20 protein-coding genes and 1 tRNA gene are annotated in these 19,927 nt (G+C 67.1%); 7 read left to right on the top strand and 14 right to left on the bottom strand.

The window, feature by feature from the left end; all coding sequences use genetic code 11:
* Positions 1-19: 19 nt before the first annotated feature.
* A complete protein-coding gene (locus ACFTS5_RS20205; RefSeq protein WP_378633035.1) occupies positions 20-664 on the bottom strand; it encodes a dihydrofolate reductase family protein in 645 nt (214 codons plus the stop codon).
* 61 nt (positions 665-725) lie between these two features.
* On the opposite strand from ACFTS5_RS20205, the gene ACFTS5_RS20200 reads away from it, so the two are divergent.
* Entirely contained in the window at positions 726-1,244 is a 519-nt protein-coding gene (locus ACFTS5_RS20200; protein WP_378633032.1) for a winged helix-turn-helix transcriptional regulator, read from the top strand.
* Between the two features lie 3 nt (positions 1,245-1,247).
* On the opposite strand, the gene ACFTS5_RS20195 is transcribed toward ACFTS5_RS20200, so the two are convergent.
* The 9 genes from ACFTS5_RS20195 to ACFTS5_RS20155 form a co-directional block, all read right to left on the bottom strand.
* Entirely contained in the window at positions 1,248-2,264 is a 1,017-nt protein-coding gene (locus ACFTS5_RS20195; protein ID WP_378633030.1) for a fatty acid desaturase family protein, read from the bottom strand.
* Positions 2,265-2,335: 71 nt separating this feature from the next.
* Positions 2,336-5,125, bottom strand: a complete 2,790-nt coding sequence (locus ACFTS5_RS20190) for an AAA domain-containing protein (protein WP_378633027.1) — start codon at positions 5,123-5,125, stop codon at positions 2,336-2,338.
* Positions 5,126-5,529: 404 nt separating this feature from the next.
* A tRNA-Ala gene (locus ACFTS5_RS20185) sits at positions 5,530-5,602 on the bottom strand.
* A 181-nt stretch (positions 5,603-5,783) separates the two neighbouring features.
* Positions 5,784-6,524 (bottom strand): DsbA family protein, encoded by a 741-nt coding sequence (locus ACFTS5_RS20180; protein ID WP_378633026.1) that lies wholly within the window; start codon positions 6,522-6,524, stop codon positions 5,784-5,786.
* Positions 6,525-6,589: 65 nt separating this feature from the next.
* Entirely contained in the window at positions 6,590-7,921 is a 1,332-nt protein-coding gene (locus ACFTS5_RS20175; RefSeq protein WP_378633024.1) for an MFS transporter, read from the bottom strand.
* Positions 7,918-9,555, bottom strand: a complete 1,638-nt coding sequence (gene pgm / locus ACFTS5_RS20170; RefSeq protein WP_378633023.1) for a phosphoglucomutase (alpha-D-glucose-1,6-bisphosphate-dependent) — start codon at positions 9,553-9,555, stop codon at positions 7,918-7,920. The genes ACFTS5_RS20175 and pgm overlap by 4 nt, the downstream gene beginning before the upstream one ends.
* A gap of 47 nt (positions 9,556-9,602) precedes the next feature.
* Positions 9,603-9,965 (bottom strand): fluoride efflux transporter CrcB, encoded by a 363-nt coding sequence (crcB, locus tag ACFTS5_RS20165; protein ID WP_378633021.1) that lies wholly within the window; start codon positions 9,963-9,965, stop codon positions 9,603-9,605.
* Between the two features lie 64 nt (positions 9,966-10,029).
* The gene (crcB, locus tag ACFTS5_RS20160; RefSeq protein WP_378633020.1) at positions 10,030-10,446 is read right to left on the bottom strand and encodes a fluoride efflux transporter CrcB; all 417 of its coding nucleotides are present in this window, start codon (positions 10,444-10,446) and stop codon (positions 10,030-10,032) included.
* Between the two features lie 174 nt (positions 10,447-10,620).
* Positions 10,621-12,114 (bottom strand): MFS transporter, encoded by a 1,494-nt coding sequence (locus ACFTS5_RS20155; RefSeq protein ID WP_378633018.1) that lies wholly within the window; start codon positions 12,112-12,114, stop codon positions 10,621-10,623.
* Positions 12,115-12,243: 129 nt separating this feature from the next.
* On the opposite strand from ACFTS5_RS20155, the gene ACFTS5_RS20150 reads away from it, so the two are divergent.
* From ACFTS5_RS20150 to ACFTS5_RS20135, 4 genes are all read left to right on the top strand, one after another.
* Complete coding sequence (locus ACFTS5_RS20150) at positions 12,244-12,921, top strand: TetR/AcrR family transcriptional regulator (protein WP_358070330.1); 678 nt, start codon at positions 12,244-12,246, stop codon at positions 12,919-12,921.
* Between the two features lie 57 nt (positions 12,922-12,978).
* Positions 12,979-14,280, top strand: a complete 1,302-nt coding sequence (locus ACFTS5_RS20145; protein WP_378633015.1) for a D-arabinono-1,4-lactone oxidase — start codon at positions 12,979-12,981, stop codon at positions 14,278-14,280.
* A 142-nt stretch (positions 14,281-14,422) separates the two neighbouring features.
* Entirely contained in the window at positions 14,423-14,836 is a 414-nt protein-coding gene (locus ACFTS5_RS20140) for an arsenate reductase ArsC (protein ID WP_378633013.1), read from the top strand.
* A gap of 52 nt (positions 14,837-14,888) precedes the next feature.
* The gene (locus tag ACFTS5_RS20135) at positions 14,889-15,287 is read left to right on the top strand and encodes a VOC family protein (protein ID WP_378633010.1); all 399 of its coding nucleotides are present in this window, start codon (positions 14,889-14,891) and stop codon (positions 15,285-15,287) included.
* Here ACFTS5_RS20135 and ACFTS5_RS20130 read toward each other — a convergent pair.
* Together ACFTS5_RS20130 and ACFTS5_RS20125 are read right to left on the bottom strand one after the other, a co-directional pair.
* Positions 15,263-15,751 (bottom strand): NUDIX hydrolase, encoded by a 489-nt coding sequence (locus tag ACFTS5_RS20130; RefSeq protein ID WP_378633007.1) that lies wholly within the window; start codon positions 15,749-15,751, stop codon positions 15,263-15,265. The genes ACFTS5_RS20135 and ACFTS5_RS20130 overlap by 25 nt on opposite strands.
* 124 nt (positions 15,752-15,875) lie before the next feature.
* Positions 15,876-16,571, bottom strand: coding sequence for a helix-turn-helix domain-containing protein (locus tag ACFTS5_RS20125; RefSeq protein WP_378633004.1), 696 nt, complete (start codon positions 16,569-16,571; stop codon positions 15,876-15,878).
* 141 nt (positions 16,572-16,712) lie between these two features.
* Between ACFTS5_RS20125 and ACFTS5_RS20120 the strand changes: the two genes are divergently transcribed.
* Positions 16,713-17,537: a DUF1266 domain-containing protein gene (locus ACFTS5_RS20120; RefSeq protein ID WP_378633002.1), complete on the top strand. Its 825-nt coding sequence runs from the start codon at positions 16,713-16,715 to the stop codon at positions 17,535-17,537.
* On the opposite strand, the gene ACFTS5_RS20115 is transcribed toward ACFTS5_RS20120, so the two are convergent.
* Entirely contained in the window at positions 17,515-18,402 is an 888-nt protein-coding gene (locus tag ACFTS5_RS20115; RefSeq protein WP_378632999.1) for a hypothetical protein, read from the bottom strand. The genes ACFTS5_RS20120 and ACFTS5_RS20115 overlap by 23 nt on opposite strands.
* Before the next feature lie 111 nt (positions 18,403-18,513).
* Between ACFTS5_RS20115 and ACFTS5_RS20110 the strand changes: the two genes are divergently transcribed.
* On the top strand, positions 18,514-18,723 hold the full coding sequence (locus ACFTS5_RS20110; RefSeq protein ID WP_063816119.1) for a DUF5302 domain-containing protein: 210 nt from the start codon (positions 18,514-18,516) through the stop codon (positions 18,721-18,723).
* 89 nt (positions 18,724-18,812) lie between these two features.
* On the opposite strand, the gene ACFTS5_RS20105 is transcribed toward ACFTS5_RS20110, so the two are convergent.
* Positions 18,813-19,874, bottom strand: coding sequence for a hypothetical protein (locus ACFTS5_RS20105; RefSeq protein WP_378632996.1), 1,062 nt, complete (start codon positions 19,872-19,874; stop codon positions 18,813-18,815).
* Between the last annotated feature and the right edge of the window lie 53 nt (positions 19,875-19,927).

Below are 19,927 nucleotides of genomic sequence, written 5' to 3'. Positions count from 1 at the left end.
GCGCAGGTCACGTGATACGTCAGCGACGCCAGAAGAAGTGGTGGACGACTCCGCTGGGGCTGGGGACCTGCTCGTGGTGGAAGCGGTCGTCGTATTCGTCGGGGCTTTCCCACAGGCGTTCGCCCGCACCGATTTCCACCGGTGCGACGACGATGTGCATCGCGTCGATGAGGTCGGCGGCGAGGAATTCGCGGACCGTGGCGACGCCGCCGCCGATGCGTACATCCTTGCCGTCGGCGGCATCCAGAGCCTGGGCGAGCGCGTCCTTCGGGGTGGCGTCGATGAAGTGGAACGTGGTGTCGGCCAAGGTGAACGACGGGCGCTCGTGGTGGGTGAGGACGAAGACCGGAGTGCGGAACGGCGGGTTGTCGCCCCACCAACCCTGCCAGTCGTAGTTCTCCCACGGTCCGCGCTGCGGACCGAACTTGTTGCGGCCCATGATTTCCGCGCCGATATTCACGGCGTAGTCGCGGGTGATGTAGTCGTCGAGGCCGTAGGTGCCACCGGGATCGGTGCGGTTGGGCCAGTGCGCGGTGGCGCCTGCCCAAAACATGAAGTCAGAGGGTTCGGCGTGACCGAAGGGGTGTTCCAGACTCTGCCCCTCCCCCGCGCCGTACCCGTCGCTGGAAATGCTGAAGTTCTGAACGCGGACCATCTGAGCCATCGGGGGTGCCCTTTCTGATTGCAATGTGCAAGCAGTGATGAACGTATCCTAGACTGATCCTATGTCGCAACCAGTTGCTCAGGAGAAGTTGCCGGTGCCGCCGGGCAAGTCGGGCTGCCCGATCAACCTCACAGTCGAGCTCCTCGGCGACCGCTGGAGCCTGATCATCCTGCGCGACATCATGTTCGGCGGGCATACGCATTTCCGGGAACTACTCACCGGCTCCATCGAAGGCATCGCCTCGAACATCCTGGCCGCACGGCTCGCCAAACTCGTCGCCGCAGGTCTGCTCACTCGCGACGACGACCCCAGTCACCGGCAGAAGGTCGAATACCACCTCACCGAGGCCGCGATTCAGCTCGTCCCGGTGCTGGCCGCACTGGGCGCGTGGGGTGCGCGATGGTTGCACACAGCGCCGGAGCTGACGGTGCGCGCGGAGTTACTCGCCGCGGGCGGACCCCCGATGTGGGAGCGCTTCATGGATGAACTGCGCGCCACCCATCTCCGTGGCGCGCCGCTTCCCGACGACGGGGTGCTCGCAGAACTCACCGCCGCCTACCTCGCGGCGGCCGGCGAGTAAGGGTCAGCGAGCCGCCTGGCGGCCGACTTCGTTCAGGTGGGCCATCGCCTGGCGGTACGACTCGAACAAGCCGGTCTCGCAGTAGGGAACGCCGATCTCGGCGCAGAACTGCGCGACCATCGGCTGGGCATGGCGCAGGTTGGCGCGCGGCATCGACGGGAACAGGTGGTGCTCGATCTGGTAGTTCAGCCCACCCATCGCGGTGTCGACGAGGAAGCTGCCGCGCACATTGCGCGAGGTGAGCACCTGGCGACGCAGGAAATCGGTGTTGTCGCCGTCCGGCAGAACTTCCATGCCCTTGTGGTTGGGCGCGAAGGTGGAGCCCATGTACAAACCGAACAGACCCTGCTGAACGGCGATGAACACCAACGCCTTCCCCGGCGACAACACCAGGAACGCCGCCGAGAGCAAGCCGATGAAGTGGGCGGCCAGCAGCGCGCCCTCCCAGACCCGGTTCGGGATCGGCCAGCGGAACACCGCGACGATGCTCTTCCAGTGCAGGCTGCCACCTTCCAGAAGCAGCAGCGGGAAGAACAGCCACGCCTGGTAGCGGAAAATGAATCGCCGCCAACCTGTTCCGGCCCGCGCACGGTCACCGGAGAACGCGAGCACACCCATCGCGTCCGGGTCCATGCCCTCGGTATTGGGGTGGGCGTGATGACGGTTGTGGTTGCTCGTCCACCACCCGATGCTCAGCCCGATGGCGAGGTTGCCCGCGATCAGCCCGTACAGGTAGTTGGCCCGCCGCCCGGCGAAGATCTGCTTGTGCCCGGCATCGTGCCCGAGGAACGCGATCTGCGAGAACACCGCGGCCAGGAACACCCCCACCGCCAGCGTCCACCACGAGTCACCGATGGCGAAAAATGCCACCCAACCAGCCACGAAGGCCACTGCGGTCAGCGCGCTCTTCCACCCGTAATACCCCACTTGCCGGTCGAGCAGGTCCGCCGCCCGGACGCGACGCAACAGGACCGAGTACTCACTGCCACGCACGGGAACGACATCAGACGCGATAACCACGCCACAAGCATGGCGCATGCACCCCACCTGCGGGTGAACGGGTTGCAGATCGGAGCGGAAACAACGACAACTCAGGCACCCGGCAGCCTGTCCAGGAACCAGCGGAACCGGCCGGCCTCGCCGCTGCCGGTAGTCGCCAGCCGCAGCAGCTCGAAACCGTACAGTTCACAGATCTTGTTCTTTTTCACGTCCCTGGCCTGCTGCACCGGGTCGGCCTCGTGCGTGCTGAAGCCGTCTACCTCGACCGCGCCCACATTCACATTGGTGATGCGGTTGTAGATGACGAAGTCGAACGACGAACGACGTTTGACGAACTCCCTGAGCTCGCCGTCGAGCAGCCGCAGATCCCGAGGAAAGACATTCTGCAGATAGACCTGGCGGTGAATCGCCAGGTGGTCGCGGCCGGTTTCGGCGAGCGTCTGCTCCAGCATCGTCAGCGCGATGTCCTCCGACGGCCACCGGGTCCGGCCCCAGCCGATCATCGGATGCGCGCGCCGCCGCTCGCTGAGCTCGGTGTAGAGCAGATCGAATATCGACACCAGATCGCTGTCGACCACCGCATGGTGGCGATCCCGGTACCGGATGTAGCCGAACAGATCGCGCAGGTGTCTGCTTCCCGGCAGCTCGGAAGGATGCGTGACGAGGACGAACAGGCGCTTCGCTCGGGACACAGCCACGTTGATCAGGTTCGGGTCGTCGGCGAACTTCAAGCCGGCACGGCCGCTTCGCGTGTCGTCGAGCACCGTGGTCATGATGATCGCATCCTTCTCGCGCCCCTGGAACTTGTGCACTGTGTCGGATTCGATGGCATCGATCAGGGCGTCAGCCGCCTTGTCGGCCTGGCGTCGGTACGGCGTGGTGACCCCGATCTCCTGCGGCGCGAAATCGCTGCCCATCCACGGGATCACCTGGTGGCGGATCACGTCGATCTCCCGCTCGTTGCTGCGGTAGCTGGAATCGGGATCGTCGTCACCGTGGATGCGGCGCATGTGGTTGCCCGGGCTGGTGCGCACCAATGTCATCGCGTTCGGCCCCGGCGTGCTGCGCGTATACGGAATCAGCTTGCCGTCGTAGAACTTCCGGTTGCAGAACTCGATGATGTCGGGGTCGCACCGATAGTGCTCGCGGAGCAATTGCCGAGGCACCCGGTCGCCGTAGCGTTCGAGAATCGAAGCCAGCACGCTGTTTCGGTAGTCGAAGACAGGATCGGGCGCCTGCGGAAGGTCACTTGATTGCTTGGTGACCGGCGGGAGTTGCGCCATATCACCGACAACGACGACGTTGCGCGCACAGGCCAGTGCGGGGCCGACAGTCACTAGATCGACCTGTGATGCCTCGTCGATAATGAGGTAGTCCAGCAGTGCCGAGGGGCCGATACTTTTCTGCAGCGAATGACAGGTGCTCAGCATCAGCGGGTAGTCGCGGGTGAACTCGGCAAACTGGTATCGATACCGTGAGCTGTAGATCGTTCGGCCCATGGCGCGGTATCTCTCGCACAGCGAGTCTTGGAGAAGCTGTCGAGACAAACGAGCCTGATCGGCCGTCAACTCGTCGAATTTGTGGCCTGCCAATGCGGTGCTGAGGTGCTCGACTCGTCGTTCGAGTTCGGCGATCTTCTTCTCGTAGTACAGACGTTGAATGCGCAGCACTACATCGATATCGCCCGCATCGACATGACGCAGCGCACGGTACCGGAAGTAGCGGTTCATCGCATCGACCATCCGGCCCACACCGCTGTCGCGGATCCATTGCGGGTCGGTGTCGGCGATGAAGTCGAGCAGCTTGCGCGCGCTGTATCGGCTCAGCAGCGGCAAGCTATGGGAATCCGGTACCTCGTGATCGTCGAAGTACGACTGGAAGTGCCGCTGTTCCAAGCGGTATGCGTGCAGCTCGGCATGCACCTCGGCGCGTAGGCGATCCTGTTTCATCAGGTCGGCGAGGCGCCGGTTCACCTTTTCGAGCTGGGCTGCGGCGTCGGTCTCTGGCACTGTCCCGGCGTACACCAGCGAAACGACCTCCGCGTTGCGCTGCCTCTGTGCGGCGAAGAACTCCTGCCGTTTCTCATAGTTTCCGAGATTGGCCGCGACCATCCCGAAGCCTTCCTTGGCCAGCTTCTCGACAACGTTGTCGACAGCGGAATTGCTGAACGAGACAACGCCGACCGTGGCACCGGGTTCACAGATCACCGAGGCGATGATGTTGAGGATCGTCTGGGTCTTGCCGGTTCCCGGCGGCCCTTCGATCACCGAAATCGGGTATCTCAGAGCGTTGCACACCGCCTCGCTCTGGCTGATATTCGTGCGGAACGGGTACACCGGAAGCGGTGTCTGCTCATCGGGTTTCGGCACGATCGGCGCGTTCTCGAGAATGCGGGCCAAGGTGCTGTCGGAGTGGACGAATTCCAGGCTCTGATAGTTCTGCTGGAGGAGCGCACCGGCAGGGCCTGGCTGCTTCTCCGCCACCATGCGCCAGTACCTGAGCACATCGCGTGAGCTAGGTGTCAGGGCAGCTCGCGACAGCACCTCCACGCGATCATCGCTGTACACGCACCAGGTTCTCGTGCCGGCCAGCACATGCCACCACGATCCGGCCTCTGGTGGGCCCGCGAACACGTAGGCCTCGACGGCGTCCACCGAGGAGCCGTCGACGAACACCCGATTGTCCGGACCGAGTGGTACTCGCGTCGGATTTTGGAGGATCGTCACCCGATCCCACCCGAACGCGTACTCCTTCGGTGTGGCGAACCGCACCCGGACCCGATCCCCCTGTGGTTCGAACGCTGCGATCTCCAGCGTCTTGTCCTCGGGAACCCGGTCCGTCTTGCGCCGGATAACGACCGCCGTCGCCCATGGATCGAACATCGAACCCCCCTCGCCGCCCGAACAGCGAGTCTACAATCCCCGTTCATTCCCGTCTTCTGTTGCGGCACTTGATATTCAACGCCCGATCCACGGCAACCCCCAGCTGGTCAAGCGAACATCTTGATCATGTGCTGGACACCGGACGCGTTTGCGGCCGATCAGCATGCGGGTCGTGCCGGTGAAGCCTGCGTTGCCCGATCCGCACGCGGGCTGAGCGCTGCGGCGAGGGCGGTAGTTCAGGCATACGTGCGCGGTGCCGGATCGGTCGTGGGTCACCGACTGATCGTTTCCGGTTCGGGAACGGCTGGACCGCCGTCGGGAAGCAGGCTGCTTCGCCTCGACATCCAAAAACGGGACGAAAATGACAAATGGTCCGGCTCGAAAGCCGGACCATTTGTCGTGGGTGGAGCTAAGGGGACTCGAACCCCTGACCCCCACACTGCCAGTGTGGTGCGCTACCAGCTGCGCCATAGCCCCGTGTTCAGTTGTTTCAGCGGCTCTCGCTGCTGCCTGAATGAAGTTACACCATGCGTCTGAGAGAGAACAAATCGGCTGGTAGGCGGCGAAAATGTGAGGTTACGGGCGGGGGCGCAGTGGCTCGTGGGGCGGGAAGGATCGGCTGGTCAGGGGTAGAATGTGCCGAACCTCACGCGGGGGCTCAGGGCGCCAGGTTCACTACCCAGTTCTCGTCCTGCCAGTTGATCTTGGTGGTGCCGTCGTAGATCGCGGGGGTGGCGGCCTTGTTGCCGGTGCGGGCGTCGAGGTCGGCGAGGTTCTTCGCGGCGGCGGTCTTGGCGGCGTCGGACTGGGTGCCGTTGTTGATGCAGGCGGCGACGGATTCGGGGGCGCCGGATTCGGTGGCGATGGTGGCCAGGGCGGGGTTGCTCAGGTCGGAGCCGCCTTCGGAGGGCTGCTTCTTCGTGAACAGGGCTTCGTGGAACTTGCTGTAGATGGGCCCTGAACCCGTTTGGGCGACACAGAGATTCGCGGCTGTCGCGCGGGTGGAGTAGTCCTTGCTCTTGGACTGGGGGTCGAGGAAGGTGACGAGGTGGTAGTTCACCGCGAGCTTGCCTTCGTCGATCTTCTGGGCGAGCTCCTGGCCGTAGGCGGTTTCCATCGCGCCGCAGGCGGGGCAGATGGGGTCTTCGAAGATGTCGACGGTCTTGGGGGCGTCGGGGCGGCCGAGGCGGATGACGCCCTCGGGGGTGGTGGTGACCTGCACGGCGGCCTCACGGACGGGGCCGTAGCCCTCGTTGCGGACGGCGGGCGGCGGTTCCGCGCTCCACTTGTAGGCAGCGAACACGATCAACCCGATGAGGACGACCGCCACCGCGGCCAGCGCGTAGGTGGTGTTGCTGGAAACGGGGCGCGGATTGTGCGAAGAACCGGCTGTGCTCACCCGTCCACTCTGCCTCGAGTCGCCGGCGGCGCGCCGCGCGGGCACGCCGAAATGGCGCTGACCTGCTACTGCGGCTTGTGGTAATCGCTGGGTCGACCGGCGGGAACCATGCCGTCACGCACCACCGGCTTACCGTCGGGACTGCCGTCGCAGGCGCATTGGGGGTCGATGCCGTCGCCCGCGTGGTCGGGGTGCTCCGGATCGTCGGGGTGCTCGATCTGCGAGGGCTCGGGAGTGAATACCCATACGGCCGCCGACACCGCCAGCACCGCACCGGTCACGGCCATACCCACCCCGAACGACGTGCGCTCGGCCAACCAGCCGATGACGATCGGACCGAGCACGGTGCCCAGATCGGCCGACATCTGGAACGCGGCCAGCACCGGACCACCGCGGGCCCGCGACCCGATCACATCGGCCAGCGCCGCTTGCTGCACCGGGCTGAACATCCCCGAACCCAGACCCGCGATGAACGACGCGGCGAGGAACCACGGCAGTGTCGGCGCGAAACCGAGCGCGCCGGTGCCGAGCGCGCAGATGACAGATCCGGCGATCAGGAACGGTTTCCGGCCGAGCCGGTCGGAGAGCCTGCCCGACGCGAACAACACGGCCGCGTTGCCCGCGGCGAACACCGTCAGCGCGACACCCGCCATACCGACTTCCTGATGCAGCGTTTCCACGACGAGCAACGGGACGAATGCCATCCGCACACCGAACACCGCGATACCACCGGCGAAACTCGACAGCAGCACCGCCCGATAAGCGGGCTCGGCCCACCCTTGACGGAAGGTGAACTCGACAGGCTTCGCGCCGTTCTCGGGCGCGAGCACCGGCGATTCGCGCAGCCCGGCGAACACGATCACACACACCACGAGCAGCGCGGCCATGTAGATGACGAACGGCGCACGCAGCCCGAAACCGGCCAGACTGCTGCCGACCAGCGGCCCGAGCAACGACCCGATCAGGAAACTGGTCGAGTAGACCCCCGAGACCCGGCCGCGCGCGGCGGGCGGTGACACCCGGATGATCAGCGCCATCGACGACACCGTGAACATCGTGGACCCGATGCCACCGAGCGAACGCAGCACCAGCAGTTGCCAATACGTCTGCGCGAGCGCGCATGCCCCGGTCGACAGCGCCACGATCACGATGCCCGCCAGATACACCCGCCGCTCGCCCAGCTTCTGCACGAGCCGACCGCTGGCGGGCGCGAAGAGCAACCGCATCAACGCGAACGCGCTCACGATCGCCGACGCCGCCGCGATGCCCACCCCGAATTCGCGGGCGTACTGGGGCAGCACGGGCGCCACGAGACCGAACCCGAGCGCGATCACGAAGGCGGCCGCGATCAGTACCCAGATCTCGGCGGGTAGCCGGACTTTGGCCGGAGCGCTCACTCGGTCAGCGCCTGGTTCACCATCTCCTCGGCCGCGGCCTGTACCTGGGTGAGATGTTCGGGGCCGAGGAAGGACTCGGCGTAGATCTTGTATTTGTCCTCGGTGCCCGAGGGACGTGCGGCGAACCAGGCGTTCTCCGTGGTCACCTTCAGCCCGCCCAGCGGCGCTCCGTTGCCGCGCGCGGTGGTGAGGATGCCGGTGATCTCCTCGCCCGCGATCTCGGTGCCGGTGACGGCCTCGGGGGTCAGGCGCGCGAGCTTGGCTTTCTGCTCGCTGGTGGCGGCGGCATCGATCCGCGCGTAGGCGGGGCTGCCGTATTGGCGTTCCAGTTCGCCGTACCTGGCAGAAGGAGTCTGGCCGGTGACGGCGGCGATCTCGGCGGCGAGCAGGGCCAGCAGGATGCCGTCCTTGTCGGTGGTCCAGACGGTGCCGTCCATCCGCAGGAACGACGCGCCCGCGCTCTCCTCACCACCGAATGCCAAACTGCCACTGAACAATCCGGGCACGAACCACTTGAACCCGACCGGCACCTCGTGCACGTCCCGCCCGAGCACGCCGACCACGCGGTCGACCATGGACGAGGTGACGACGGTCTTGCCGATCTTGGTGAGCGCGTCCCACCACATCCGGTTCGCGACCAGGTATTCGATCGCGACGGCCAGGAAGTGGTTCGGGTTCATCAGGCCACCGTCCGGGGTGACGATGCCGTGCCGGTCGGCGTCGGCGTCGTTGCCGGTGGAGATGTCGTAGTCGTCCTTGATGCCGACCAGGGCCGCCATGGCATGGCGTGAGGACGGGTCCATCCGGATCTGGCCGTCACTGTCGAGGGTCATGAAACGCCAGGTGGGGTCGACGAACGGGTTGACCACTTCGAGCTCGAGATCGAAACGCTGGCCGATCTCCTCCCAGTAGTCCACGCTCGCGCCACCCATCGGGTCGGCGCCCATCCGGATTCCCGCGCCCCGAATCGCGTCCAGGTTCAACGCGTTCGGCAGGTCGGAGACGTACTGGTCGAGGTAGTCGTAGCGCTGGACGTGGGTGTTCATCGCCTGATCGAGCGAGACTCGTTTGACCCCGGCCAGGCCGCCGCGCAGCAGTTCGTTGGCGCGGGCGGCGATGGCGTCGGTGGCCTTGGTGTCGGCGGGGCCGCCGTGCGGCGGGTTGTATTTGAAGCCGCCGTCGCGCGGCGGATTGTGCGAAGGGGTGACCACGATGCCGTCGGCCTGGTGCTTGGTACCGCCGCGATTGTGGTTCAGGACAGCGTGGCTCAGCGCGGGCGTGGGCGTGTAGCGGCCGCGGGCGTCGATCACCGCCGTGACGTCGTTGCCCGCCAGGACCTCGAGCGCGGTGGTCCAGGCGGGTTCGGACAGGGCATGGGTGTCGCGCGCGAGGTAGACCGGGCCGGTGATGTCACGGGTGGCGCGGTATTCGACGATCGCCTGCGTCATCGCCATGATGTGGGCCTCGTTGAACGCGCTGTCCTCGCTGGACCCACGGTGACCCGAGGTGCCGAACACCACCTGCTGGCTCGGCTCGTCCGGATCGGGGACGAGGCTGTAGTACGCGGTGACCAGGTGAGCGATATCCACCAGGTCGGTCGGGCGGGCGGGCCGTCCGGCGCGATCGTGGGCCATGGTGGGTGTTCCCTTCCGTGTCGGCTGCGCGCGGCTGGTCATGAGAATCATGCGCACAACCACTGGGTCAGGGACGCGGCGGCGTACACCGCGGCCAGGCTCGCCGCGACGCTGATCGCGACATTGCCCACGGCGTACACGTAGGCGCCCTCGGTTACCAGACGGACCGTCTCGTAGCCGAACGTGCTGAACGTGGTCAGCGCACCACAGAAGCCGGTTGCCGCGAATGCCAGCAGCGCACTGCCCGCACTCGCGCCGATCAGACCCCCGAGCAACGCCGAACCGACAATGTTAACGGTTAGTGTCCCCCACGGCAGCCCAGTCGGAAACCACGCCGACATCCGCCGGTCGATCAGGTACCGGGCAGGTGCCCCCAGCATGCCCCCGGCCAGCACCAGCGCCACCGTCATGCCGCGCCTCCCCGTGTGGGAGCCCACATCTCGACCATCGGATGGCCCCCTTCCGTCGTCGATTTCACGCGAACCCCCGCCGCGCGCCCCAGCGGGTCACGCTCATGGCGACTGCCACGGCACCGAGCGCCGCGAGCACCGACAGGCCGAGATAGGCGACCGCCGTGCCCGTCGCACCGGTGCCGATGAGTCTACGAATCTCGAGGCTATAGGTGGAGAAAGTCGTGAAGCCCCCCAGCACACCGATTCCCAGGAACGGCCGCACGAGTTTCGGTGCTTCCCACAGTTCGGTGACCACGACCATGAGCACCCCGATCGCGAAGCAGCCGAGCACATTCACCGTCAACGTCGACCACGGGAATCGGCCGGGGAGTACCGGCCACCAGTGCCCGACGCCGAAACGGGCGGTGGCGCCGAGTCCACCACCCACCGAGATCGCCGCGAGGACGGCCGGATCGAGCGCCGGGGGCCGCGATGCCATGCGTTCCCCTCCCGTCGGCCGATCCGTGTGGTGGTCGTCGCTCATCGTATCGAGACCCACCGACACCCTGGCGAGCGGTGCGCCCCGTGGCAAACTTTCAGCAGCCCTCACCGGCGAACGACGATGGCCCGAACCGATTGTCGGTTCGGGCCATCGTCTGGCAGTTGTCCTGGATCAGTGCGCCAGCACCGGTTCACCTTCGGCCGGGGCGGGCACGGTGTTCGGCATGATCGCCGCGATCACGATCGCGCCGAGCACGAAAGTGGCCGTAGCCCACCAGAAGCTGGTGGTGTAGCTCTCGATCGCGCCCTGCGCCATCGTGAGCGGGCCCGGCTGGTGCGAGGACACGTAATCGGTCATCGCCGAGGCCGCGATGGTGCTGAGCAGCGCAGTGCCGATGGACCCACCGACCTGCTGGCTGGTGTTGACCATCGCCGAGGCGACGCCGGCGTCCTCGTGCTGCACGCCCGCCGTCGCACCCTGGAACGCGACCGACATCGCACCACCGAGGCCGAGGCCGAGCAGGACCAGCGCGGGCAGGATATGGGTGGCGTAGCCCGAGTCCAGGCCGATCTGGGTGAGCCACAGCATGCCCGCGGCGGCGACCAGGAATCCACCGCTGATGACGATCTTGGGGCCGACCTTCGGCAGCAGCAGCGACGGCGCGGTGGTCGAGGAGACCACCATGCCCGCCACCATCGGCAGGAAGGCCAGACCGGTGACGATCGGCGTGTACGCCAGGGTCAGCTGCATGTAGAAGGTGAGGAACAAGAAGATCGCGAACATGCCGATGCCCATGACGAACACGGTCAGGTACGACGCGCCACGGGTGCGGTCGGCGACGATGCGCAACGGCAGCAACGGGTGCGCGACCTTGGTCTCGATCCAGACGAAGGCCGCGAGCAGCACGGCGCCACCGATCAGGAAGGCCAGCGTGGTCGGGTCGCTCCAGCCGTTCGACTCGGCGTGCGAGAAGCCGTAGACGATGCCGAACAGCGCGGCGGTGACGGTGACCGTGCCGTACCAGTCGAGCTTGGGACGCGAGGTCGATGTGTGCTTGGCCAGCAACAGCACAGCACCGACGAGCGCGACGGCGGCGAAGATCAGGTTGACGTACATCGCCCAGCGCCACGACGCCCATTCGGTGAGCACGCCACCGAGCAGCAGACCGATCGCACCACCGGCACCGGCGACGGCACCGAAGATGCCGAACGCCTTGGACCGCTCACCGGGTTCGGTGAAGGTGACCGTGAGCAGTGAGAGCGCGGCGGGCGCGAGCAGCGCGCCGAACACACCCTGGCCGACGCGGGCCGCGACGAGCATCTCGAAGCTGGAGGCCGCACCGCCGATGGCCGAGGCCACCGCGAAGCCCACGAGCCCGACGATGAAGGTGTTGCGGCGGCCGAACAGGTCGCTGAGCCTGCCGCCGAGCAGCAGGAGGCTGCCGAAGGCGAGGGCGTAGCCGGTGATGACCCACTGCCGGTCACCGTCGCCGAAGCCGAGGTCGGCCTGGGCCGCGGGCAGCGCGATATTGACGATCGTCGCATCGAGCACGACCATCAGCTGGGCGATGCCGAGTACGGCAAGCACCCACCAGCGCAGGGCGTGCGAGCCGCGGCGACCGGTATCCGCGGGGCTCTCGAGCCCGGTGTCGAGTGTGGTGGTCATAACTCCCCTAGAAGGTCTGCGCGTGGTTTCAGGTGGCATAATCGGAGATACCGCCTCCGCTTCATTCGAAGCTACCAGAGTAACGGAGAAATGACCTCCACTTAATCCCCGGATTGATAGGATGTACTTGTGAATCACGCCACGACGACTGCCACACCACCTCGCAGGCTGCGCGCCGACGCCGCGCGCAATCAGCAACGCATCGTCGCGGCCGCCCGTGAGCTATTCGCCGATCACGGCCTCGAGATCACCCTCGACGACGTCGCCGAGCGCGCCGGAGTCGGCGTCGGCACGGTGTACCGGCGCTTCGCGAACAAGAAGGAACTGATCGCCGAGGTCTTCGACCAGCACGTGAAGGACTTCGCCGACGCGGCTGACGCGGCCATGAGCAACCCGGACGCCTGGCTCGCGCTCGTCGAGTTCTTCGAGAGTGCGTGCAAACACCTGGCGACCAACCGCGGCTTCGGCGAGGTGATGCTCGAACTCGAGGAAGATCCGGCCCGTTTCGCCGAGTTGCGCGACCGGATCCAACCGGCGGTCGCGGGCATCATCGATCGTGCCCGCGCGGCGGGCGCGGTGGACCCCGACATCGCGACCACCGACTTCTTCGCGCTGATCCACATGGTCAATTCCCTCGCGGAGTTCGCGGGGCCGATCAATTCCGAAGTGTGGCAACGATATATGGCCATCGCACTCAACGGCGTGCGCACCGACGCGGTGCCGCGCAGGCCACTGCTGGTCGCGCCGATGACCAACGAGGAAGTCGAGCAGGCCAAGGCCGCCGGCTGCCTCGGACGCCGTCGCTGAGCCGAAACCCGTCCGACCAGTAGCGCGCGTCACAGTGCATCCTCTACTGTTGGACACATGACCAAGAGCACCTGGGTGAACTGGGCAGGCCAGCAGAGCTGCACACCCGCCGTCGTCGCCGCGCCACGCGACGTCGAGGAACTGGCCGCGATCGTGACCGAATCGGCGGCCGCGGGGCGGACCGTGCGCGTCGCCGGGTCGGGACACTCGTTCACCGACGCCGTGCTCACCGACGGCACGCTGATCGACCTCAGCGGTCTGGACAAGGTTCTCGACGTCGACTCCGCCACCGGACGCGTGCGGGTGGAGGCCGGGATCTCGCTGCACGCGGCGAGCCCGCTGCTGCACGGACACGGCCTGGCCTTCCCCAATCTCGGCGACATCGATACGCAGAGCCTCGCGGGCGCGACCGCCACCGCCACCCACGGCACCGGCGCCCGGCTGCGCAATATCTCCGCGGCACTGCACTCGGTGGAGGTGCTGCGCGCGGACGGCACCCTGGTGGAGCTCAACGAGCAGACCGACCCCGACGGCTGGAAGGCGGCGCGGGTCAGCGTCGGCGCGCTCGGCGTTGTCACCGCGGCCACCCTGCAACTCGAGCCGTCGTTCGTCCTGGAGTGCGTCGAGCGGCCGGTGCCGCTGGATGATGTGCTCGCCGATATCGACGAATTCGCCGACGGCAGTGATCATTTCGAGTTCTTCGCGTTCCCGCACAGCGCCACGGCGATGACCAAGGCCATCGATCGCACGCAGGCGCCGGAACAGCCGCGCGGCACGATGCGCGAATGGATCAACGACATCCTGATCGCCAACCATGTCTACGACGGCATGTGCAAGCTCGGTCGGCGAATTCCCGCCGCCATCCCCATGATTCACCGCGCGGCCACGCTCGCCGGGAGCAACAACCGGCAGGTCGACCGTTCCTATCGCGTGTTCTCCACCCCGCGGCTGGTGAAGTTCAACGAGATGGAATACGCGATCCCGCGCGCGCACGCGGCCGAGGCGATTCGCGAGATCCTCGCGCTGGGAAGACGATTCGGCACGCCGATGCCGATCGAGGTGCGCTGGGTCGCGCCCGACGACGCCTTCCTGTCCCCCGCGGGCGGACGCGACACCTGCTACATCGCGGTGCACCAGTATCAGGGCATGGTGTGGGAACCGTATTTCCGCGCGTGCGAGGCGGTCTTCGACGCCTACGACGGCAGGCCGCACTGGGGCAAACGCCACTTCCAGACCGCCGAGACACTGCGCTCGCGCTACCCCGACTGGGACCGCTTCACCGCGGTGCGCCGTCGCTTCGACCCCACCGGGGTATTCGCCAACGACTACGTGCACCGGGTACTGGGCGCACTCGACTGACGATCTCGCCGCGCGGACACTGCTCGGACAACCGGGTCGCCGGTTCGTCCACACCCGCCCCCGCCGCAGCGCGCTGATGGAATGATGACGGGTGATATCCGAAGCGCCACAAGCACTTCGCCCCTGCGCCGAAAGGGCGACCATGGCCCACACTCCCAGCGTGTTGTTCGTCTGCGTCCACAACGCGGGCCGATCACAGATGGCGGCGGGTCTCCTGCGCGCCATGGCCGGTGACCGGATCGAGGTGCGCACCGCGGGCAGCGAACCGGCCGCCGCGCTGAACCCCGCCGCGGTGGTGGCCATGGCCGAGATCGGGATCGATATCGCGGGCGCACGGCCGACCGCGCTCACCGACGATGTCGTCGGGCTCTCGGATGTGGTGGTCACGATGGGATGCGGCGAGGTGTGCCCGTATTTTCCGGGGATCAGCTATCGCGACTGGGTGCTGTCGGATCCGGCGGGTCAGCCGATCGAGGTGGTGCGCGGCATTCGCGACCACCTGCAGATTCTGATCGGCAATCTGATCGCCGAACTGCTGCCGGTGCCCGCCCGCTGAGACGTCCGATTCGTTCAAGACGCACCCGCGATCGAGTGTTTACGCTGCGAATATGACTCCACAGCTTGATGTCGTGTCCGTTGTAGTTTCCGATATGGCCGCTTCGGTGGCCTTCTACCGCAGGCTGGGACTGGTCTTCCCGGACGGCGCCGAAGCCGAGGGCCATGCCGAGGCCGTGATCGGCGGCGGGCTTCGGCTGGCGCTGGACACCGAGGCGACGATCGCCTCCTTCGCGCCCGATTGGCAGCCGCCGACTGGTCCCGGCCGCAGCAGTCTCGCGTTCCGATGCGCCGATCCGGCCGAGGTCGACAAGCTCTACGCCGAGCTCGTCGACGCCGGCCATCACGGCGAACTGCCACCGTGGGATGCCTTCTGGGGTCAGCGCTACGCCTCGCTCGCCGACCCCGACGGGCACGGCATCGACCTCTACGCGCCGTTGCCCGCCGAATAGGACGACCAGTCGTGGGGGTCGCGCTGACGCTGCTGATAGCGGCCGAGCATCTCGCGGACCTCGTCGCTGACCGGGGGCTCTCCGGTGAGCCTGGTCCACAGGTGGGCATCGTGGTCGGTGAGCGTCACCGGTCCCGTGGCGGCCACGTCGACGACGAAGGTGAACTGCCTGGTGCGGGCGCCCGCACCGGTCAGGTAGTCGAAATCACCGAGGTAGTCGCTGACTCCGGTGACCTCGAGCCCGGTTTCCTCCGCGACTTCGCGGGCCAGCGCTTCGTCGAGTGCCTCACCCGGCTCGACGACGCCGCTGGGCAACTCCCACCGGCCACCCAGGAAATCCGATCGTCGGCGGCGCAGGATGAGCACTCGATGATGGCGGACGACGACCGCGCCGACGACAAGCCGGCGGATTTCGTCTCGTTCTGCCTCGATACGGAGCGTGGAGTACACGGATTCGTCGATCATCAGGTCACATCCTCTCGTCGGTGTTCGGACTGGACTGAGCACTTGCGACGGGGCGTGCACTAGTGAGCCTAAACCTTCCGTCACGCTGTGCCGAATGAGACTTTCCGGGCGGTGAGACGCCCGGTCAGCCGGTTTGCAGGGTGCGCACCGAGCATCCCGCCAGGTCACGGACCTCCCGGGACAGGTGCGCCTGGTCGGCGAAGCCGGTCACGGCGGCGATGTGCGCCGCCGGAACTCCGGTGCGAAGCGCCGCGAGCGCACGCTGAAATCGGAGAATACGGGCCAACATCTTGGGTCCGTAGCCGAAGGCGAACAGGGAGCGCCGGTGCAGCATCCGGGCCGACATGCTCGTCCGATCGGCGGTTTCGGCGACCGTCGCGCCCGCCGAAAGGGCATCGACAACGGCGGTGAGCGCCGGATCGGCAGGGCCGTTGTCGGCGGCGAATCGTAATGCGATCGCTTCCAAGGCGGCACCGCGGTCGGGCGCGTTGTCGATGCGGTCGACGAGTTCGCGGGTGGTGCGCGACGGTGCGATCTCGGCCAGGTCGACCCGCTGGTTGAGCAGTTCTACCGCCGGAACCCCGAGCAACGTGGGAGCGGTGCCCGGCGCGAACCTGATGCCGACGAATTCCCTGGCACGCGCGGCCGGCGCGAGGAACGCGCGACTGTCCGGACCCGCCACCATCAATGTGCCCTCGGTCCAGATCAGATCCATGCAACCGTCGGGGAACACGGTGACGGGGCCGGTGGCGGCGGGCATGGTCCGCGACCAGACCACCGCTCGGTCCAGCCGCGATTCGCGTTCCCGGTATTCGGCCACACTTCGACGGTAGTCCCGCCCACCGACAGGTAGCTGCCGCAGCGTGATCACCCGGTACGTAAGATCTGACGGCACGACGTTCGGCTCGGCAGAGGGGTGCCAATGCAACCGACAGCATCAGTGCGGGGTGGACGGCCGCGGGTGGCGGGATTTCCCGGTGCGGACATAGATATCGAGCCGGACGTGTGGTCGGGGGCGGCTGTCGACGACGACCGGATCAGGGCGCTGGCCGTCGGTGCGTATTACGGGCGCAGCTGGGGTGCGCAGTGCGACGGCGTCGCGTTCCTCCCGGAGGAGCCCGACAGCGCGTCGACGCGGCGGGAGACCGCGATCGAAGGACTGCACGAGTCGTGGGGCGTCGACAACGCCGAGGACGCCCACGACACCGTGCGGCGGCTGCTGGCCGGGATGCACGCGCCGCTGTTCGAACTCGTCCATCCGCTCGCCGTGATGGCCGCGACCGACACCGGCCGGGTCGATCGGTCGGGATTGGCCGACGAACATCGCGAATTCCTGCACACCCTCTCGGGTTTCCGCGGGTATCGCGGGCCCGCCGGGATCGATCGCGACTACGACGCCTGGCTACAGGCCATCAAACTCGGCATCACCGACAGCCTGCCGACGCCACTACAGATCGACGCCACCGCATGGGACCTGGCACGGCTGGTGTTCATCGCCCGCGCCGCGTGCACGGCCGGATACCTGACCGAGGACGAGGCGTGGGAACACATGCTGACCGGGCTGGATCGGGCGCGTCAGCACTATCGCAACTGGCGCCAGTTCGGCGACGGGTTCCTCACCGGTGCGATCTTCTGGGCGGCCACGCAAGATCTGTCGGCCGCGAAAAGCCAAGTGGCCGAACGTAGGCGGATGATCGCGGGGCTGCACCTTCGACCGTCGAGTCCGTGGCGGCGGGTGTCGCTGCATCCGGGTGCGCCGGTGTTCAGCCCGGCATCGTCAGCATGATGCCGACGGCTTGACGGCGGAACGGATCGTCGTCGACCATGCCCAGTTTGCGGCGTTCCACCAGCAGTTGCCATTCGCCGAAGAGGTCGGCCGAGCAGGGCATCGACTGGGCGATGGATCCGTCGACGTGCTCGATCTCGCAGGCCAGACGAACGGCCTCGGTGATGCGGGTGAAGTCGGCGGGTTCCCAGTCGACGAAATCGAGATCGGTGCCCGCTCCCGAGATCCGCAGCGTCGCGACCTGTCCGGGAGCGGTGAGCACTTCGGCGCCGGTGAGGACCGAGACCGGGAATTCGTAGACCGCCCACGCGGACACGAACAGCAGGCGCAGCGTGGTGATCGCAACCAGGCCGGGAGCGCCCTCGTGGCCCGCCTGGGCGAGTTCGAGGACGTACTCGTCGGGCCGGGCACAGCTGTGCAGGATGTCGATCTCGCGTAAGGAGTTGCCCGCGTGCCGCATTCGGCGTGCGGCCGCCGTGACATCGGGGCGCCGCGGGCCGTTCGAACCCTGCACCGAGTGCGGTGGAACGAGATTCGGGCGGGGCGGGAACACCCTGCGTAGGCTGACCAGGTCGCGTTCGACCGCCCTGATCAGCGCCTGCGCCTGTTCGCGTAGGCCGGTTTCGAGGAACACCGGCACCGGATGACGATCCGTCGGCGCACCGTTCACCACGAACTGCGCCGACCGGAAGAACAGCAGCAACGCCATCTGCCCGTCCTCGGTGTTCGCCAGCGCGATCCTGCCCAGCTCGGCCACTCCGACGTCGAGCGCGATCTCGTTGTCTGCGCGCAGCGGCGTCGTCACCAACCGCCCGTCCGCGTACCGGACCGCGACTCGCGCACCCCATACTTCGATCAAAGCCACGTCCCTCCTGGCCTGCCCCGCATCGGTGGATCCTACCGAGGGGCCCTCGCGAGCGGGGCGATGGTCCTGCCGATGGTGTTCGACGGTGCGCCGAGGTGGCAGGCTGTACGCATGCCCGATGAACAGGAAGTCTCCGCCGAACAGTCCGCGGACGCGATCGAAACCCCGGAGGAGGCGACGAAGCGGCGGTTCCGCGAGGCGCTCGAGCGGAAGAACGGCCACTCCTCCGCGGGTGGCGCGGCCCAGAATTCCGCCAAAGTGCGTGGGACGCATGCGCAGGCGGGCGGGAAGCGCACCTTCCGTCGTCGCGCCGGCGGATAGCCCCACACCGGGCGGCGCTGTCCCGTCCGTGAGCAGCCCTGCGCCGCGGTGATCACCGTGCGGCGCAGGGCTTTTCGGTGGATCGGAAGCTACTGCAAGCGGGAGGTATCGGCGTCCGCTTCGGTTCGGACGGAGTCCTCGAAGGTGGCGCCGCTGTCGGCTTCGCTGAAGACCAGCCAGCATCCCCGGATGGCGCCGAGCAGGTCTTCGAGCAGATCGATCGCGGGGCGAGTGGGGTCGAGGCGGCAGATGCGGTAGCCGTCGGTCCAGTCGTCGAGATCGTCGTCTTCGTCGTCGCGTTCCTCGATTTCCTGCGCGGCTTCGATGATGCCGTCCAGGTCGCGAACCTTGCCCTCGGAGACCGCGATGGCATCGGCGATCAGGTCGACCACCACCTGGGTGGGCGTCTCCCCCGCGCCGAGCCGTTCCAGGACCACGGTCGGCGTCTCGACCTGGAGGGCTTCGATGTCGTCCGCCTCGGCGACCACGTCCACCGGCTCGAGGCCCGTGACCTCGCCTGCCACCGTCGCCGCGGCTCGCAGCCAGTGCGCGGCGGCGACCGAGGCGGCGGCGGGGTCCAGTTCGGTGAACAGGTCGATCGACCCAAGGGGATTGGCCCGGAGCAGGCTGTCCGCCGCGTGCACCTGCACCGGGGAGATCTCCGGGCGGGTGAGTTCGACGGCCTGCCTGGCTCGACCTGCCAGATCGCCCAGTTCCGCGGCCATGATCGCCGCCTGCTCGGTGAGCACCTCGTTCACCACCCGGTCCACCAGGCTCGCGTCACCGATCGCATGGAGCACGCGGCCCACATGGTGCGCGGATTCCTCGATGGGGCTGTAGAAGACCAGCATGCAACCGTCGTCGTCGGGCAGATTGGGGGTGCGCAGCGCGGCTTCGACCTTCGCGAAGCGATTGCGCTCCTCCGCCCGCCGCCACGCTTCCCCGTTCACGACATCGGGATCACCGGCGGCGGTCGCCGGATGGGTGTAGGTCCGCCACTGGAACCGCGCCAGACTCGCCAAGGCCGCCGCCAGCTCCACGCCGTGCTCGGCGCCTGGCACCTCGGCGATCGTCTCGGCGACATCACCGCGACCGGTCCCCCAGGTGGCGACCAGCGTTCCCGCCCCCGAGTCGTATGCATACCGCGTCATTCGCTCAGTTCTACGTGGCCCACCCGCACCACCCTTCACCAGGGTCTACCGGA

The organism is Nocardia sp. NPDC056952 (assembly GCF_042674185.1).
Taxonomy (GTDB): domain Bacteria; phylum Actinomycetota; class Actinomycetes; order Mycobacteriales; family Mycobacteriaceae; genus Nocardia.
This window is presented reverse-complemented; position numbering and strand designations above follow the sequence as displayed.

Excerpts from the sequence above, each read along its gene's own strand:
- ACFTS5_RS20205 (WP_378633035.1), bottom strand. The coding sequence starts at position 664 with ATGGCTCAGATGGTCCGCGTTCAGAACTTCAGCATTTCCAGCGACGGG.
- ACFTS5_RS20200 (WP_378633032.1), top strand. The coding sequence starts at position 726 with ATGTCGCAACCAGTTGCTCAGGAGAAGTTGCCGGTGCCGCCGGGCAAG.
- ACFTS5_RS20190 (WP_378633027.1), bottom strand. The coding sequence starts at position 5,125 with ATGTTCGATCCATGGGCGACGGCGGTCGTTATCCGGCGCAAGACGGAC.
- pgm (WP_378633023.1), bottom strand. The coding sequence starts at position 9,555 with ATGGCCCACGATCGCGCCGGACGGCCCGCCCGCCCGACCGACCTGGTG.
- crcB (WP_378633021.1), bottom strand. The coding sequence starts at position 9,965 with ATGACGGTGGCGCTGGTGCTGGCCGGGGGCATGCTGGGGGCACCTGCC.
- crcB (WP_378633020.1), bottom strand. The coding sequence starts at position 10,446 with ATGGCATCGCGGCCCCCGGCGCTCGATCCGGCCGTCCTCGCGGCGATC.
- ACFTS5_RS20155 (WP_378633018.1), bottom strand. The coding sequence starts at position 12,114 with ATGACCACCACACTCGACACCGGGCTCGAGAGCCCCGCGGATACCGGT.
- ACFTS5_RS20145 (WP_378633015.1), top strand. The coding sequence starts at position 12,979 with ATGACCAAGAGCACCTGGGTGAACTGGGCAGGCCAGCAGAGCTGCACA.
- ACFTS5_RS20140 (WP_378633013.1), top strand. The coding sequence starts at position 14,423 with ATGGCCCACACTCCCAGCGTGTTGTTCGTCTGCGTCCACAACGCGGGC.
- ACFTS5_RS20135 (WP_378633010.1), top strand. The coding sequence starts at position 14,889 with ATGACTCCACAGCTTGATGTCGTGTCCGTTGTAGTTTCCGATATGGCC.
- ACFTS5_RS20130 (WP_378633007.1), bottom strand. The coding sequence starts at position 15,751 with ATGATCGACGAATCCGTGTACTCCACGCTCCGTATCGAGGCAGAACGA.
- ACFTS5_RS20110 (WP_063816119.1), top strand. The coding sequence starts at position 18,514 with ATGCCCGATGAACAGGAAGTCTCCGCCGAACAGTCCGCGGACGCGATC.
- ACFTS5_RS20105 (WP_378632996.1), bottom strand. The coding sequence starts at position 19,874 with ATGACGCGGTATGCATACGACTCGGGGGCGGGAACGCTGGTCGCCACC.